General features: G+C 68.4%; 13 protein-coding genes. 6 read left to right on the forward strand and 7 right to left on the reverse strand.

Annotated elements, in window-relative coordinates; genetic code table 11:
- Nucleotides 1–10 precede the first annotated feature (10 nt).
- Together ABZU72_RS18475 and ABZU72_RS18480 are read right to left on the reverse strand one after the other, a co-directional pair.
- Entirely contained in the window at nt 11–904 is an 894-nt protein-coding gene (locus ABZU72_RS18475) for a phosphotransferase (RefSeq protein WP_355020287.1), read from the reverse strand.
- Nucleotides 905–1,128: 224 nt separating this feature from the next.
- Entirely contained in the window at nt 1,129–2,274 is a 1,146-nt protein-coding gene (locus tag ABZU72_RS18480; RefSeq protein ID WP_355020288.1) for a hypothetical protein, read from the reverse strand.
- Nucleotides 2,275–2,393: 119 nt separating this feature from the next.
- Here ABZU72_RS18480 and ABZU72_RS18485 point away from each other — a divergent pair, with 119 nt between their 5' ends.
- Nucleotides 2,394–3,911, forward strand: coding sequence for a HEAT repeat domain-containing protein (locus ABZU72_RS18485; RefSeq protein ID WP_355020289.1), 1,518 nt, complete (start codon nt 2,394–2,396; stop codon nt 3,909–3,911).
- A 158-nt stretch (nt 3,912–4,069) separates the two neighbouring features.
- On the opposite strand, the gene ABZU72_RS18490 is transcribed toward ABZU72_RS18485, so the two are convergent.
- A complete protein-coding gene (locus ABZU72_RS18490; RefSeq protein ID WP_355020290.1) occupies nt 4,070–4,621 on the reverse strand; it encodes a hypothetical protein in 552 nt (183 codons plus the stop codon).
- 175 nt (nt 4,622–4,796) lie between these two features.
- On the opposite strand from ABZU72_RS18490, the gene ABZU72_RS18495 reads away from it, so the two are divergent.
- Nucleotides 4,797–5,657 (forward strand): alpha/beta hydrolase, encoded by an 861-nt coding sequence (locus ABZU72_RS18495; RefSeq protein WP_355020291.1) that lies wholly within the window; start codon nt 4,797–4,799, stop codon nt 5,655–5,657.
- A gap of 46 nt (nt 5,658–5,703) precedes the next feature.
- Here ABZU72_RS18495 and ABZU72_RS18500 read toward each other — a convergent pair whose 3' ends face one another.
- A complete protein-coding gene (locus ABZU72_RS18500; RefSeq protein WP_355020292.1) occupies nt 5,704–6,594 on the reverse strand; it encodes an NAD(P)-binding domain-containing protein in 891 nt (296 codons plus the stop codon).
- An 87-nt stretch (nt 6,595–6,681) separates the two neighbouring features.
- On the opposite strand from ABZU72_RS18500, the gene ABZU72_RS18505 reads away from it, so the two are divergent.
- Nucleotides 6,682–7,065, forward strand: a complete 384-nt coding sequence (locus ABZU72_RS18505; RefSeq protein WP_355020293.1) for a helix-turn-helix domain-containing protein — start codon at nt 6,682–6,684, stop codon at nt 7,063–7,065.
- Nucleotides 7,066–7,071: 6 nt separating this feature from the next.
- On the opposite strand, the gene ABZU72_RS18510 is transcribed toward ABZU72_RS18505, so the two are convergent.
- Nucleotides 7,072–7,926: a helix-turn-helix transcriptional regulator gene (locus ABZU72_RS18510; protein WP_355020294.1), complete on the reverse strand. Its 855-nt coding sequence runs from the start codon at nt 7,924–7,926 to the stop codon at nt 7,072–7,074.
- Between the two features lie 156 nt (nt 7,927–8,082).
- Between ABZU72_RS18510 and ABZU72_RS18515 the strand changes: the two genes are divergently transcribed.
- Together ABZU72_RS18515 and ABZU72_RS18520 are read left to right on the forward strand one after the other, a co-directional pair.
- Nucleotides 8,083–8,778: an SDR family NAD(P)-dependent oxidoreductase gene (locus tag ABZU72_RS18515; RefSeq protein WP_355020295.1), complete on the forward strand. Its 696-nt coding sequence runs from the start codon at nt 8,083–8,085 to the stop codon at nt 8,776–8,778.
- 70 nt (nt 8,779–8,848) lie between these two features.
- Nucleotides 8,849–10,318, forward strand: coding sequence for an oligopeptide:H+ symporter (locus tag ABZU72_RS18520; protein WP_355020296.1), 1,470 nt, complete (start codon nt 8,849–8,851; stop codon nt 10,316–10,318).
- A 99-nt stretch (nt 10,319–10,417) separates the two neighbouring features.
- Here the strand turns inward: ABZU72_RS18520 and ABZU72_RS18525 are convergent, their stop codons facing one another.
- Nucleotides 10,418–11,419, reverse strand: a complete 1,002-nt coding sequence (locus ABZU72_RS18525; RefSeq protein WP_355020297.1) for an LPXTG cell wall anchor domain-containing protein — start codon at nt 11,417–11,419, stop codon at nt 10,418–10,420.
- Between the two features lie 468 nt (nt 11,420–11,887).
- Nucleotides 11,888–15,757 carry a S8 family serine peptidase gene (locus tag ABZU72_RS18530; protein ID WP_355020298.1) on the reverse strand — a complete coding sequence of 1,290 codons (3,870 nt, stop codon included), beginning with the start codon at nt 15,755–15,757 and terminating at the stop codon, nt 11,888–11,890.
- 124 nt (nt 15,758–15,881) lie between these two features.
- On the opposite strand from ABZU72_RS18530, the gene ABZU72_RS18535 reads away from it, so the two are divergent.
- Nucleotides 15,882–16,844: AAA family ATPase (locus ABZU72_RS18535; protein ID WP_355020299.1), on the forward strand; the 963-nt coding region annotated here is incomplete at its 3' end.

The following is a 16,844-nucleotide window of genomic DNA, read 5'->3' on the forward strand; positions in this document are numbered from 1 at the left end:
ATTGGCGCGATTAGAAGGCGGTCCATCTCCAGGGTCGAGGGACCTCGCCGCGCAGGCAGGTAAGGCGGTGGGAAACCTCGGCCGCCGCGTCGGCATTGTGCGCTGCCTTGACCGCAGTGAACGCGGTCCAACGCAGTTCTTGCAGGTCGGCAAGCGCTCGGAACCACGGCGCTTCGCGTACGTCGTAGCCGCCGTAGGCGGTGACGAAAGCGCTGTAGTCCTCGTTGTCGATCCGGGCGAAGTCTTCGTGGTCGACGGCGAGTGGGATCAGGTCCCAGGCCGGGTGCCCGATCGAGACGTGGTCGAAGTCGAGAAGGATCGGTGAGCCGTCGTCGGGCACGACCAGGTTGCCTTGCCAAGCGTCGCCATGCACGACATTCCGGGCTTCGAGGACCTCGGTGGCTGCCAGGTCTGCGTCCAGCTTGGCGAGTCGGCCTTGAAGCCAGTCGCGGTCGGAGGCCGGGAGTGCTTGAGCTGACCTGATGCGCTCGGCGACATGTTCGACCATGTCGAGGTTCGGCAAATCAATTGTGGACGGCACCGGGAGGTCGTGGAGCTTGCGGAGCTCGGCGCCCAGTTCCGCGGGAGTCGCGTGGCGGTGAGTCGGGATCGGAATCCACCAGCTCACGGGTCGCCCGGCGACAGTGACTAGGTCCAGTCCGTCGACCGGGAGGTTTGCGTTGATCCCGTTGGCGGAGAGCCAGAAGGCGATCTCGACCTGGCGCGCGGCGTTCTCGGCTGTCCCGGAGCGGCCAAGACGGGCTACGACGTTCGAGTTCGGCAGTAGATAGACGGCGTTGGTGCCGTTCCTCAACAAGCAGGCGTCCGCCGCGTCCAAACCTGCCTGCGATGCAGCCCGATGCAGCACCTCGAGGTCGTCGCTGATCGGAGGTTTCGCTGTCATCGAAGCCTCTCGGGTTCATCTGATGCCGGCGGCGTTGTTGCTGCGTGACCGAGTTCTCGCGCCGCGGACGATCCCACGGAGCCAGCCGCTGACGCCAGCACGGTCGATTCCTCGAGCAATCGCGATGAGCGTAGCCGTCGCTGGCCATGTCCGCGGCGTACCGACGTCTACCGGCCGGCGCTCGGTGCCGGTTCCTCCAAGGATTTGAAGGAGGTAGCAGGCCGTCAGGTGGTGGGCACGGCGATCGGCATCCCGAGTGCCCAGTCCGGGACGGCGGTGGTGAACATTTCGGGCGTGACCCAAGCTTCGAAGAGAGGTATGCCCTCCCATGCTCCGCCTCGGGCGATCGCGATGACCGCGTGGGGTCGGTCGAAGGAGACCTGGACGTGGCGGATCTTGCGCTCGACGTACTCAGGCATCGCGGAGCCGGCCATCCACGCCATCGCTGTCACCGCTGCCGCCTTGAATCCGTTCTGGTTGTAGGCGGCGGTCGCGTTCTGAGCGCAGCTGATTTCGATGCCGCCGTCCTGCGCGGGCAATAGGGCCGCGATGCCGTCGGCGACAGACGCGACACCTGGTGCAGCGTCCAGCTCGTGGGAGGCATCAGCGTTCCAGGCCGGGAGTCGCGTGGTGAAGACGACGGAGTTCGGCTCGGGCGCGTCGTACGCAACGTACTCGCGCCGCTCGCGCTTGACCGTCCATGCGTGGCCGTCGGTGAGGTCTTCCGGGTGAGTCAAATGAGTCACCTCGCCCGCGGCGTTCTGCTCGACGACCTCAGCCACCGCCACCCAGACGTCCTCGGCAGGCACCTCGGGAGCGGCGATGACCGAGAAGACGTCGACGCAGTCGTGGCTGTTGGGACGAGCCACGGCGACCGGGCCGACCGAGGTCTCGACGATGGCCTGGAGGCTCTTCCGAAGTACGAGGCGACCATCCTCGATCAGGAGTGGCTCGGCCCACTTCGGCGTAGTGACCAGAGCGGTCGCAAGCAGCAACATGGTCTCGGGACGGATCGTGACGGGCATCGTCTGGATGAGCCCGTGGGTGTGCTCCGCTGCCCAGGCGTCCAGCGTCTCTTGGTCCGGCAGCGGATCGACGGTCACCGGCAGCGGCGTCGTCGGCTCGACCCAGTCGGCTAGCCACGCGCCAAGCGCCGCGGTGACGGTCGGATGTGCCTCGGCGATGAGCTTCTCGGCGGTCTCGCGTGCTTCCTCAGGCGGCAGCCCGAGTGCCTTGGTGATGGCATTGCCTTCGGCAGCGGGAGCGACCAGGGCGAGCAGGAGCCAGAGCCCGGTGTACGAGATCACTGGTGCGTCCGCCGTGCCGAGCTGCGTTCGGGCGCGGTCGGCGTACTGCCAGATTTCTTTCACGGCCGGGAGGATAGCCGGGTTGTGTGGGGGTCTGTGGCGATCTTGTCGCGGTGGGGTCGATGGTCGCGCCGGCGAAACTGGATGGCACCGGGAGTCCGTGATCGGAGAGGATCAGCGCCATGTCTCTGACTCCTCCCGAAGCGTACGATCTCGCGGTCTTTCTCTCGCGAACGATCGTGGAAGGTGTCGGTGACCGTGACGAACTGCGGTCGACGCTGGCGGCATTGTCTGGCAGAGAGTGGCTCGTACTGGACCAGGCGGCACGGACCTACCGCCATCACTACTCGACGCCGGTCTCTGGCCTTCGAGGCTGGCTTGATGAGCGCCTGAACGAACCAGATGGGTTTGTCGCGGCGGTGACGAGCATGCACGTAGATGGACGGTTCAGAGAGCGGGCGGTGCGTGCGCTGCGCGAGGTCGGCGGACCAGTGGCGGTCACGGCGCTCGCCGTACGCCTCATCGACCATGTCCCACAGGTTCGCCAGGCTGCGGCGGAGTCTCTGGAGCACGCCAATGTGGCAGAGCATCTGGAGCGGGTGCTGGACGTCGTCCTCGCCGGACGTGACCGACGCTTTGGACCCGAAGCGGTCGAGATCGTCGAGTCAAAGTTGCGTGCGGAGGTCGGGCAGAGGGCGTTGATCGAGGCGTTGCTGGAGTCGCCCCAGCGACGGGTCAGGCGGAGGGGCGTTGAGTTGGCGCATCAAAGCGGCCTGCTGTCGGTTGAGCGGCTGCATGAGATCGCACGCACCGAGACGGATCAGCTGATCCTGGCTTGGTGCGCCGACTGGTTGCTGGCGTCGCGGGATGCCACAGGTCTAGCCGATCTGCTGGATTCTCGCTCTGCGATGATCCGGCAGATAGTCGTGCTGGCCATGGAGGACGGCGCACTGTCTGATGACCGCCTGCTGGCGTTGGCGGTCGACCGGGTTCCGCGCGTACGCGAGTCTGCTCGTTTCCGCGCCCGCAAGCGAGGGCTCGACGTCGCCGGCTGGTATCGAGCACAGCTTCAGGAAGACCTTCCAGGCAGGATCCAGGCCGCCGTCTTGGACGGGCTCCTTGCGGTCGGAGACGCGACCGACCTGTCGAGCTTCGTCGAAGCCCTGGACAGCTCGCGTCCGCGCGTCCGTGAGGTTGCCATCCGAGGAGTCGTCACCTGGGCTGGCCGAGACGATGCACTTGGCCTCTTGTCAGCGTTTCTCACCGATCCCAGCGGTCGGGTGTCCTCAGCCGCCGCGCGTGCCCTTGGTCGGCTCGGCGCTCCGGCGTCCATGGCGTCGGCGGCCTGGGCATCGGAGCATCGGTCGAACCGTCGTGCCGCGTGGCTCCTGGCCCGCTCGTGCGGCGGATGGGACCAGGTCGAGGCCGATCTCCGCCTCTCTGGCGACCAGGACGTGGAGCTGGCGGGCCTTGGACGTGCTCAGGTTTCGAACTGGCTGGAGGAACGGGCCGCGACCACGTGGCAGCCTATGAACGCAGAGCAGCGTGACCGGATCGCCGTACTGCTGGAGACATGGGACGGGCGACCGGGTGCGAAGCGTGTCATTGCGTTTCACGCTGGGATCAAGTCCGCCCCATCTGAGCGCACAGCGGACAACGCTGACGTCGCGCTACCCCGAAAGTGGTGGCGTCGTCGTTGACGTGTCGACGTGGGTATCCGATCGATCTGCCATTCTGCGGAGGTGTCTGAGATGTACGTCGAGGTCGCCGTCGAGGGCGAGGGGATCGCGGAGTTCCAGCGAGCTCTTCTGGCCCGGCGACGAGCCGAGGTGACGACCAGCTGCGCAACGGACACCGACTAGCGGATCGGATGCGCGTGATATTCACGCTGTGGCGAGCCGAAGGCGAGCCCGTTCTCATCGAGGTTGTTCTGGACGACTAGGTAGTCGTCGCCGAACCCGATACCGACGGCAATCATGCCGTTTGCCATGTCGTCGCCTCGGTACTCCAGTAGGTCCACGGCCGTGACGGTCCGTGCCTGCAGGCGCGCGAGTTGGGCAACGGCATCGTCGCGCCAAACGAGGTCGAAGTCCGGGTAAGGAACGTGTAGGAGCGGATCGATGGTGTTCCAAGTGAGCGACAGGTCGTCGAACTTTTGATGATTGATCTCCAGTTGCTCGCCGGCAAAGTCGAGCACGACTGGAGCATCGGTGAACCACTCGTCGTCATTTCGATCCCACAAGAGCCAGGATCGAGTGAGAGACCGACCGCGAAGGCGTCCGAGGCGGCTTCCGTTCGCGCGCGTGATGGCGCTGAGGCCACACTGCCACGACGGCTGGTAGTTGGCGATGTCGAAGTAGTAGTTCTCTTGGCCTGGATCTGACTGGCTCAACCCGAAGCTCCGATACATGCGGCAATGCGGTCGGCAAAGAGTAGGGCTGCTCGATGGGGCACGGCCGTTCGGCCGAGCAGATTGGCGGCGGAGTCCGATTTGGATCAGGCTGGCGAACCGGCGCCTCGAGCCTGATGGCCCGCCGGATCGCCGTAGGAATGGCAGCATGGGCACCCCGTCACCAGGAGGCCCCATGCCCACCACAGCCACATTCGTCTCGCCGACCGACGGCACTGCGCTCGCAATCCGGACATGGGGGGAGGAGCTCTCCGCGCCGCGGGGCGTTGTCCAGATCGCCCACGGCATCGCCGAGCACGGGCAGCGTTACGACCGGCTCGCTCGGGCTCTGGTCGCGGCTGGGTACGTCGTGCGGGCGGTCGACCACCGCGGTCACGGCGGGTCCGTCGCGTCGGCCGACCAGCTCGGTCACTTCGACTTCGAGGCGCTGGTGGCCGATGTCGCGGCCATGGGTGCCTCGCTGCGCGATGACTTCTCCGGGATCCCGGTGTTCCTGGTTGCGCACTCGATGGGGTCCTTTGCGGCGCAGACGGTGATCTTGGACCGGTCCGACCTGTACGACGCTGTGGTGCTGTCAGGCTCGACCGCCCTCGACGTACTCGCTGGTGCGCTCTCGAGCGCCGAGGGTCCGGTCGGGCTGGAGGCGTTCAACGCCGGGTTCGAGCACCGCACCGGGTATGAGTGGCTCTCGCGCGATGAGGCCGAGGTCGATGCGTACGTCGCAGACCCGCTGTCCGGGTTCGATCTGCCCGACACCGCCGTGCCTCAGCTGTTCGCCGGCGCCGAGCGTCTGGCGGACCCGGCAGCCATCGGTGGGATCCGCTCCGACCTGCCGATTCTCGTCGTCTCCGGCGACGCCGACCCGCTTGCCGGAGGCGGCGCCCTGGTCGAGCTGCTGGGGGAGCGTTATCGCGAGGCCGGGTTGAAGGATGTGACGGTGACGCTCTACCCCGGGGCGCGCCACGAGATCTTCAACGAGACCAACCGCGATGAGATCACCGCCGACGTGATCGACTGGCTCACGGCTCATTCCTGACTGCCGCGGGGCGGCCTCCTTGCGGGAGGCCGCCCCTCACGACAGCTCACCCCCGGGCGTACGGCCTGATGGCGTCGATGATCCGCGACCAGTTCTCGGAGCCGTGGCCGTTGGAGCGGGCCCAGGTGTAGTGGGCCTGGACGGCGCGGGGGAGGTCGACGTCGATGCCGGCCGCCTCGCTGGCCTCGACGAGGTGGTCGGCGGTGGCGCCCATCATCGTGATCGTGCTCAGGTGGCCGGGGTGTTCGCCGGCCTCGAGCTGGGCGCCGAAGTCCTCGCCGGCGGCCAGCATCGGCGGGATGCCGGCGAGGGTCTGCATCAGCTCCGGGATAGCGGCGGACGGCTTGATGCCACCCGTCTCGAGCAGCGCCACGGCGTGGAGCAGCGAGGAGAGGGAGGTCAGGAAGATGTCCAGGTTGGCCTGGTACATCAGCTGCGCCAGCCCCGGATTCTCGCCCAGGTAGCGGACGGACCCGATGCGAGCCAGCGCCTCCTCGTGCGGGGACAGCACGTCGGCGGGACCGCTGACATAGACGTACGCATCGGGCGTGCCGACCATCGGGGCGGGAGTCATCACTCCTCCGGTCAGGAAGTCGGCTCCGTGCTCGGTGACCCACTTCGCGCCCTGACGCGTCCCCTCAGGCGACTCGGAGCTGAGGTTGACGACCGTACGGCCCTTAAGCTCGTCGGTGGCTGAGCCGAGCACGTCGTACATCGCCTGGTAGTCGGTCAGGCTGAGGATGACCAGGTCGCTCGCGGCGACGGCCTTCGCCGGCGAGTCGGCCAGCTGTGCGCCCGCGGCGACGACCTCGTCGGCTCGCGATGCGGTGCGGTTCCATACGGTCACCGGATGCCCGGCGGCGAGCAGGCTGTGGACCATCGCCTGACCCATGGGGCCGAGGCCGATGACGGTGACGGCGTTGAGAGGTTGATTCATGAAGACAATCCTCGGCCTTTACGTACGATGGCGGGAGTACCCACTATTTACTGGGGTACTTACCAAAAGGTTAGTGAGGAGCAGCCCGTGACGAAGCCGGCCCGAAACGGTCCCTATATCTGCGGCATCGACGCCGCGCTCGACGTGGTCAGCGGCAAGTGGAAGGGGCTGATCCTGTGGGAGCTCGACAACTATGGCGTACGCCGCTTCGCCGAGCTGCGCCGCGGCCTGCCCGGCGTCAGCGAGAAGATGCTGACCCAGCACCTGCGTGAGATGGAGCAGGACGGGCTGGTGCACCGGGAAGTATATGCCGAGGTGCCTCCGCGGGTGGAGTACTCGCTGACCGAGCACGGCCGCACCCTCAACACCGCGCTCGGGCCGCTCGGCCGCTGGGGCATGGACCGCATCGCCCGAGAGCGAACCGAGCTCGTCGAGCATCGCGACGCCGGCCTGCTGCCCCGACCGTCGTAGTCGGCGTCAAACCGATCGAGCCTCCGACCCGACGGATCGCGTAGGCAGTCCCGCGGACGCCAGCAGAGCCACCTTGTCCGAGTCCGATGAACCGGCGTCGGGGTGGTAGACGACGAGCATCAGGTCGTCGGTGCCGCTGATCGCCAGCCGCTCCCGGTTGAGGGTGAGCTCGCCGACCTGCGGGTGGAGCATCTTGATCGGGGCGCCGGTCTGGGCGCGCACGTCATGGCGTCCCCACAGCTGTCGAAACCGTGGGCTGGCCAGGGAGAGCTCGCCGATGAGCTCGATGAACCGAGGGTCGTCGATGTCCGTGCCCACCGACTGGCGCAGGTTGCCGACGAAGCACTCCGTCATCGACTCCCACTCCGGGTGGAACGACTGCTGGTCCGGGTCCAGGAACTGGTCCCGCAGCTGGTTGCCGCCTGCGGCGAGCCTCGGCGAGAGCGCACGAGCAAGAGCGTTGGCCGCCAGGATGTCGAAGTAGCGCCCCTCGATGAACGCGGGCTGCACCATCGAGTCGAGCAGCTTCAGCGCCCCCGGCGGGACGGTCTCCTTGCGCCGGCGCCGACGCCGGCGGCGGGGAGCTTCGGCAACCAACGACATCATGTGGGCGGTGTGGTCGTCGTCGAGCTGGAGCACGCGAGCGATCGACCCCAGCACCTGCGCCGACGGGTTGCGGTCGCGGCCGCGCTCCAGGCGCAGGTAGTAGTCCGCGCTGATACCGGCGAGCATCGCGACCTCTTCGCGGCGCAGCCCCGGGACACGACGTACGCCCGCGGCCGGGATGCCCGCCGCCTCCGGCGTCACCAGCGCCCGCCTGGCCTGCAGGAACGCGCCCAGCGGGTTCGTCACCTCACTCATGTGTGCAGCCTCATGTCTCAAGCCTAGGTCGGCCCCGAGCGGACAGCGGGGGTCCTGTCAGACCCCGGTCTGACCAGGACTCTGGGCGGTGGTCGCCGGCGCGCCTAGCGTCGAAGACGGCCCGATCGGGCCGTCCTACGAAAGGAAACAACGGGAATGACCGTCGCACTCATCACCGGCGCCAACAAGGGCATCGGATTCGAGACCGCCCGCCAGCTCACCGACGCCGGCGATCACGTCTACCTCGGCGCACGAGACGTCGAGCGAGGCGAGAAGGCGGCCGCCGAGCTCGGCGCGCGCTTCGTACAGCTCGATGTCACCGACGACGCCTCGGTCCGCGCGGCGCTGGCGGCCATCGAGGCGGCCGAGGGGCGCCTCGACGTACTCGTGAACAACGCCGGCGTCCTCGTCGCCGACCCGCTCGACGGCCCGACCGCACTGCGGGTCTTCGACATCAACGCGGTCGGGATCGTCCGGGTCACCGAGGCCGCCCTGCCGCTGCTGCGCCGCTCGGAGAACCCGCGGGTGGTCAACGTGTCCAGCAGCCTCGGCTCGTTCTGGGCCAACACCACCCCCGGCCGGGTCGAGCACGGGATGTTCCTGCCGCTGTACGCCGCGTCCAAGGCCGCCGCGACCATGCTGACCGTCCAGTACGCCAAGGCGAACGCCGACATCAGGTTCAACGCCGTCGAACCCGGCCCCACGGCCACCGACATGACCGCCGGCTTCGGCATCGAGGACATCGCCAAGTCGCCCGCGGAGAGCGCCAGGACCGTCGTACGCCTCGCCACCCTGGATCTCGACGTCCCCACCGGAACGCTCCAGGACAAGGACGGTCAGCTCGCGTGGTAGTGGTCACATCCGGCGGTTATCGGCCGTTCGCGATTTGGGCGGGGGAGCGGAGACTTGTGAACCTGAAGTAATGAGTCAAGCTAAAAGTGAGACCGTCGCGGGCGAAGCCGGCGACCGGTCTTTCCTGGGCCAGCCGCGCGTACTGGCCAACCTGTTCGGCGTCGAGCTGTGGGAGCGGTTCAGCTTCTACGGCATGCAGGGCATCCTGGCGATCTACCTCTACTACTCCGTGGCCGAGGGCGGCCTCGGGATCAGTGAGACGGTCGCACTCGGGATCGTCGGTGCGTACGGCGGCGCGGTCTACCTGTCGACGATCATCGCGGCCTGGATCGCCGACCGCCTGATCGGCGCGGAGCGTACGCTCTTCTACTCCGCCTGGCTGGTCGTCTTCGGCCACCTCGGTCTCGCCCTGATCCCGGGGATCGCCGGGGTCGGCGTCGGGCTGGTGCTGATCGCACTTGGCTCGGGCGGCGTGAAGGCGAACGCCTCGTCCCTGGTCGGCACGCTGTACGCCGCCGACGACGAGCGCCGCGACGCCGGGTTCTCCCTCTTCTACCTGGGCATCAACCTGGGCGCCCTGGTCGGTCCGCTGCTGACCGGGCTGCTGCAGAAGCAATGGGGCTTCCACGTCGGCTTCGGGCTGGCCGCGATCGGCATGATCTTCGGTCTGGTGCAGTACGCCCTCGGCCGCAGCAGGCTTCCCGCCGAGAGCCGCGTCGTCCCCAACCCGCTGCCCGCCTCCGAGCGTGGCCGCTGGATCGCCATCGCCGTCGCCGCCGTGGCGGCGATCGTGGTGCTCTGCGTGACCGGTGTCATCACCGCGCCTCGACTGGCCAACATCGTGATCGGCATCAGCGCGGTCGCCGCGATCGCGCTCTTCGCCGTCATCCTGCTCAGCAGCCAGGTCACCACCATCGAGCGGAGCCGGGTGTGGGCGATGGTGCCCCTCTTCGTCGCCTCCGCGGTCTTCTGGTCGCTCTACCAGCAGCAGTTCACCGTCATGGTGGTCTACTCCGACCAGCGCCTGGACCGCGACATCTTCGGCTGGGAGATGCCGGTCTCGTGGGTGAACTCGATCAACCCGGTCTTCATCATCCTGCTCTCCGGGGTCTTCGCGGCTCTGTGGACCAAGCTCGGCTCCCGTCAGCCGTCGACGCCGGTGAAGTTCGCGATCGGCACGATCCTGATGGGCATCGCCTTCTGGGTCTTCCTGCTGATGCCGAGCGGTGAGCACACCGTGCCGCTGATCGGCCTCGCGTTCATCCTGCTGCTCTTCACCCTCGCCGAGCTGCTGCTCTCTCCGGTCGGTCTCTCCTTGGCCACCAAGCTCGCCCCCGAGCGCTTCCGCACCCAGATGATGGCGCTGTTCTTCCTCTCCGTCGCCCTCGGCACCGCCATGTCCGGCCGGCTCGCCGAGTTCTACGACGTCAACGACGACAGCGGCTTCTTCTGGTGGGTCGGGCTCGCCTCCGTCGTCGTCGGCGTCCTCCTGCTCATCGGCAACCGTCCCATCCGGCGGCTGATGGCTGGCGTGCACTGATCTCTTCCACGTAGGCGTCCGAAGGGTGTTCCGGGCGAACGAAAATTCGTTCGCCCGGGACAGCGGCCACCCGCCTCCGAGGCACCCTGGAGGTGTGGGTCAGGCGTTCTTCCGGCGACGGGTGAGGAAGGCCCCTATGCCGCCGATGCCGGCGAGCAGCCCGCCGACGGCGAGGAGCACTCCGTTCGGACCGCCCGTGTTCGGCAGGTTCCCAGCCAGACCGGCATCGATCCGGGTCGGGACCTCGGAGTCGGCCTTGGTACTGGCGGAGTCGGCCTTGGTGCTGGCGTCCTTGACGACCGCCGCGCACTTCTCCGACTTGTTGGTCTTGGTCTCGTAGACAGCCGGGATGACGACCGTGACCGAAGAGGCAGGCGAGTCCACCACGGTGACGTCCGATGCCGGGCTGTCCTCCACCGTGCGGGTGACCGCCTCGTGGTGGACCGTCTCAGTCCAGGCCTCCTTGTCCACTACGGTCTCGGTCCAGGCCTCCTTGTCCACGACCGTCTCGTCGTACGCCTCCTCGTCCACGACGACGATCACGTGCGACACCTCGTCCACAGCAGCCTGGCGGTAGAACCAGTTGCCGCCGATGTCCGGGTTGCCCTTGGAGTACACGCCGTCAGATCCAGCGTGCCCGGGAGGGACGTCGCCGTGGTTGATCCACGAACCGCGCGGGTCCGTCGGGTAAGACGGAGGGCCGACGAAGGGCGCACGGTGGTCGTTGGGCTGGAAGTTCGCCCAGACGCTCTGCACTGCTTCCTGGTCGATGACCGTCTCCTCGTGGGTGACCGCCTCGTGGTGGACGACGTGCGTCTCGGCCGGGTGCTCGACCGTGTGGGTCTCGGCCGGGTGCTCGACCTTCTCGTCGTACGCCTCCTTGTCCACGACAGTGCGAGTCACTGCGTCGGTGTGCTCCACGTGCGTGACCGCAGGCGTGGTCTTGGTGGTCTTCTTCGCGTCAGCGACCTTGACCTGAGAGGTCACGGTGGTCGTCTTGCAGTCCTGCGCGGCCTGAGCCCCAGGGGCTGCCACGACCGAGGCGACTCCGGCAACGGCTACAGCCGCGAGGCCGATCTTGGTGGAGTTGTGCATGTTCATGGGTTGGTTCCTTCACGGGTCGTTGCGGTCCGTGCCTGTGGTGAGCAGGCAGGGCTGAGGTACCCGAGACCGGGCGGGCGGACAGAGATGCCTGTCGCGGTCGGCCTGGGCCGATCTCAGGTGGATCGTGTGGACCTCTTGAAACCGAGGAGCAAGTGCGGCGCGTTGGGCCGCCCCGGCGAGGCCTGTGAGAGGAGGGTCTCCCGGCGCTGTCTCAGCGGGTTGAGGGAACTCTCTTCACCTACCCCATATTGGGGTAGACGGGACCTTCGACCCTGCGTTGCCCGACCCGGATTGGGACCAGGACGGGCGGTATTCGCCCTTGCCGATGGGACGCCGGGCGGCCCGCTCGCCCGCATCGGGAGGAATCTCCTGCGGGTCGTGCGCCGACTCCAGGTGCCAGCCGGAAAACGGGCCGGCCGCCGGACGATCGAGATCATCCGGCGGCCGGCCATCCTCGCTCGGGGCCTACTCGAACGGGTCGAAGTAGGCGACCGTGGTCGCGTCGAGGTTGCTGTCGACGCCGGTGGGGTCGAACGAGGCGGTGCTCACCCCGGTGACGTACACGCGTCGTTTCCCGTCGGGACCGCGGTCGAGCGCCACGCCGTTCGCGCCGTCCGGTGCGGCCGTCGCGTCGTAGCTCGCCGACCAGACCTTCTCGCCGTCGGCCATGTCGTAGGCGATGGTGGTGTAGTCGTTCTTCGTCTCCGAGTCCGTCGTCTCGCCGGTGACGACCGCGTGGGTGCCGTCCTCGGAGATCGTCACGTCCCAGGGGACGTCGGTTCCGTGGGCAGTGCCGTCGTGGTCCGCAGCCCAGACCTCGTCGCCGGTCGTGACGTCGTACGCGACGGTGGCGTAGTCCATGCCGGTGTCGCCCTCGACGTTGCCCGTCACGAGGACGGTGCTGCCGTCGGGGGAGACCGTGCTGGCCTGGGGCGTGTCGGTGCCGGGCCCGCCGTGTTCGGCCGACCATCGCTCCTCGCCGGTGGCGAGGTCGTAGGCGACCGTGCTCCAGTCACCCTGCCGGTCCGTGTTGCTGACCACGCCGGACACGATCACGGTGTCCCCGGCGATCTGCACCTGGCCGGAGATGTCGATCTGTCCCTCGGATCCGTTGCGCAGTACGTCCCACAGCTGGTCGCCGGTCGCCGCGTCGTAGGCCACGGTGCCCCAGTCGGTGAGACCGGTGTCCTCGCCCTGGCTCTGACCGGTGACGACGACCGTGCTCCCGTCCTCGCTGACCGCGATGGCGCGGGCGTCGTCGGTGCCCTGCACCGGGTCGTCGTATCGAGAGGTCCACAGCTGCTCGCCGGTGGCGGCGTCATAGGCGACCGTGGCGTAGTCCAGCTGCGCCTCGCTCACGGTCTGGTAACCGGTGACGTAGATCCGCTTGCCGTCGGGGCTGACCACCAGATCGTTGACCGTGTCCCCGGCCTGGCCGGGGCCGTCGAGCCGGGTGTTCCACTTCTCGGTGCCGGTGGCGCCGTCGTAGGCGATGGTGACGAAGTCTCCGCCGCTCGTCCCTGCCACGTAGACCGTGTCGCCGTCAGGGCTCATCCCGAAGCCGCCCGGCTCGTCCGACCCACCGTTCGAGCCGTCCCACTGGACCTCCCAGAGCGGGTCACCGGACTCGGGGTCGTAGGCCGCGGTGAGGAAGTCGGTCACCAGGGTGCCCGGCACCGGCGGGGAGCTCAGGCCGCTCATGTAGAGCCGCGTCCCGTCGGGGTGCAGGAGCAGGTCGCTGCCGACGTCGGCGGACGTGCCGAAGGCGCCGCGGGCACCGTCGTACCGGGTCGCCCAGTCCTCCTCGCCCGGGCGCTTGGCGCGCAGCACGATGGGGGAGCGGACCGTGTGTGATCCATCGGTCCAGGACAGCTGGCCGCCGAGGTAGCGGAACAGGGCGGCATCCTCGAGGGTGAAGGTCGCGGTGAAGGTCGCGCTCTCGCCCGGCTCGATCGTGAGGGTGCTCGGCTCGATCGCGACATCGACACCTTCGAGCCCGGTCACCGATGCCTTGTAGGTCGCCTTCTTGCGCCCCACGTTGGTGACGGTGCGGGTCACGGTCTCGGCCTCGTCGAGCAGCCCGATCCCGATGGACGGCGTGTTCAGGTCGCTGGGGTCGAGGGAGCGGCCGGAGGCCTCGAGGTCGTCACAGGTGCTGTCGAGTACGCCGCTGGTGGATCCGCACAGGAAGGCCAGCCAGTCGTTCGTGCCGCTGTCGTAGACGAGACCGGGATCGGCGGCGGAGTTGGGCTGAACGTGTCCCGCGCCCTGCTTGAAGATCACCTTGGGGTCCGTGGCCGCACCGTCGCGTACGTCGGATCCGGTGGTCATCAGCGCGGACTTGATCGCCATCGGCGACCAGGAGGGGTGCAGGTCCTGCAGCAGCGCCGCCAGGCCGGCGACGTGGGGCGCGGACATGGAGGTGCCGCTCATCAGGTTGAAGTCCATGCCGCCCTGCCCCGGGGGAGCGACCGCGGCCAGGATGTCCTGCCCGGGCGCGATCACGTCCGGCTTGAGGAGGTCGCCGTTGCCTGCCACGAGCGGGCCGCGGGAGGAGAACTCCGCGGTGTAGGGCGCCTCTCCACCACGCTGGATGGTGGCGGCCTCGATCGTCGCGGTGGCACCCGATGTGGCGGCGTACGCGTTCACCGCACTCCACTCGGTGTCGGCCAGGTGCACCGTGGGGACCGAGTGGAAGTCGGAGTTGAGCGAGTTCTCGTAGGCGTTGACGAAGATCATTCCGACCCCGCCTGCTTCGGCGACCGCGCGGCTGGAGTTGACGCGCGCGATGTCACCGCCGCGCTGGCACAGGACGATCTTGCCGGCCACCTTGGCCGGGTCGAGCGCCGGCTTGCCGTTGTTGTCGCTCGCCGGGTGGCAGCGTGAGCCCGCGGCGATCGACACTCCCGGCAGCCGGGCCGCGGCGCCGGCGATGAGCGGCGCCGGACCGACGCTCTTGGTGGCGACCGAGGCACCGGTGTAGCTGCTGCCGTCGCCCAGCGTGACCGCTCCGGTGGTGGTGCGGTCGTGGGTGCCCGCGGCGACGGTGGTCAGCCACGGTCCCGGGTGCGCGACGGTGGAATCCGTCGGGCCGGAGTTGCCGGCCGAGGCCGAAACGAAGATCCCGGCCGCGGCCGCGTTGAGGAACGCGACCTCGGTCGGCTCGAGGAAGTCGGTGCTGGAACCGGAGACCGAGTAGTTGATGACGTCCACGCCATCGGCCACGGCCTGGTCGATGGCGGCGACCATGTCGGAGGTGTAGCCGTTCGCGGTGCTGCCGTCCTCGGCGGACCACAGGGCCTTGTACGACGCGATCCGCGCGCGGGGTGCGATGCCGGTGATCTCACCGAACGTTGCCGCGGGGCCGGTGACGTCGACGCCGTGGTTGCCGCCGGAGGTCGAGGCGGTGTGGGTGCCGTGACCGTTGTAGTCGCGCGGCGAGCTGAACTCCCAGGGAAGCTGCTCGTCGATGCCCGCGTCGCCTCCCCAGCCCTCGTTGAAGTAGCGAGCCGTGACCAGCTTGCTGTTGCACAGGTTGGCGTCCCAGGAGTCGTCGCCGACGGTCTCGGCCGATGCGCAGGTGCCTCGGAAGCCCCTCGGCTTGCCGATGTAGACCTTCTTGCCCGCCTTGTTGCGGTCCGAGAAGCTCTTCGACTCCGGCCAGATCCCGCTGTCGATCACGCCGATGACGACGTCCTCACCCGCGCCACGCGAGTGCTTGCCACCTTCGGGTCCGCCGAGCTTGTCCCAGAGGCCGTTGCGGGCGTCGAGACCGAGGAAGCTGGTCGTCGAGGACGTGTCGGACTCGACCTTGGTGTCCTCGTGGACGGCCACGACGTCGGGCTGCGCGGCGAGCTTGGCGGCCTGGGCCCCGGTGAGCTCGGCGGTGAAGCCGTCGAAGGAGTAGACGTACTGCTGGGTCGGCTCGCCGCCCTTGACCTTGGCCAGGGCGGACCGGTGCCGCCCGCGCAGGTGGTCGGCGTAGTCGACCGAAGCGCTCGACTCCGGGTCGACCTTGGCACCCTTGCCCGGTCGCGTCGCCGAGAGGCCCTTGACGTCGCCGTCATAGGTGGCGACCGGGTCGAGCGCCATCTGGACGATGTACGTCCCGCGCTTGTCGGCCTTCGCATTGGCCGCGGCGATGTCTGCCGCCTTCGTGACCTCGACGCCACCGGCGCCACGGCTGAGCGCGCCGCTGGTGGGTCCGGTGCTGTCGGCGGTCTCGGCCGGCTCGTCGGCTCGTGCATCCGGCGCCATCGTCGTGACGAGGACCGTCGCGGCGGCCATCGCCAGCGAGCGACGGGCCCACCGTCGGATCGGGGGTTTGCGCTGCATCATCTGCTCCTCGCGTCCTGCTTCCACGGCACGTGGAAGGGGTTTGACGGAGGCTATGGGCGGAAACGGTACGGACACATCCGTCACCTACACTGAGGATTGCCTAGAACAGTGGGGAGGACGCTTGAGGAGCACTCCCACATCCCCGGTCCTGGTCGGCCGAGACGCCGAGCTGGCCCAGGTGAGGGCAGCGGTCGCGGCGGCGCCGTCCATCGTCGTCATCGAGGGCGAGGCCGGCATCGGCAAGAGCCGCCTCCTCCAGGAGCTCGTCGCCTCCGAGGCCGGCGACGCGCTGTTCCTCCTCGGGCACTGCCAGCATCTCCTGGACCCTTTTCCGCTGGGGCCGGTGATCGACGCGCTGCGCCGCCATGCCGACAGGATCGAGACGGTGCGGCTGAGTCCGGTCGTCGGGTGCCTGGGCGCCCTGGTCCCGGAGATCGCCGATCGCCTTCCGCCCCCACCGGAGCCGCTGGACGATCAGCACGAGGCGAGGCACCGGATCTTCCGGGCGGTGACCGAGCTGCTCGGACATCTGGCCCCGGGCGTGCTCGTCCTCGAGGACCTGCACTGGGCCGATCGCGTCACCTTCGACTTCCTCGCGTACCTCGCCGCGCATCAGCCGCCGGATCTGTCGATCGTCGTCACCACGCGCCCGGAGGCGGGAGCCCTGCCCGTCGGTGAGGCCTTCGCCCGGGCGGTGGCGGGACCGGCGCGCACCGTGACCCTCCGCGAGCTGGGGCCGGCATCGGTCGGCGAGCTGGCGCGGTCGATCCTCGATGCGGACGTGCCCGACGAGACCGCCGCGGCGCTCTACGAGGTGACCGGTGGCGTCCCGTTCGTCGTGGAGGAGGTGCTCCGCACCATGCTCGAGCGGCAGCCCGCCGCCGAGATCCCGAGGCATCCCGACGCGATCGCAGCGCTGTCGGTCTCGACCGCTCTGCGCGATGTCGTACGTGAGCGCCTGGCCGCCCTCGACGCCCTGGCCGTCGAGGTGCTCTCGGTCGGCGCGGTCTTCGCGGGTTACGTGTTCAAGGAGTACTTCATCGGCCACGACTTCGAGCATTTCTGGAAGTCGGCGCTGTTCATG

The sequence above is a fragment of the Nocardioides sp. NPDC004968 genome, from assembly GCF_040608935.1.
In the GTDB taxonomy this organism is placed as follows: Bacteria; Actinomycetota; Actinomycetes; order Propionibacteriales; family Nocardioidaceae; genus Nocardioides.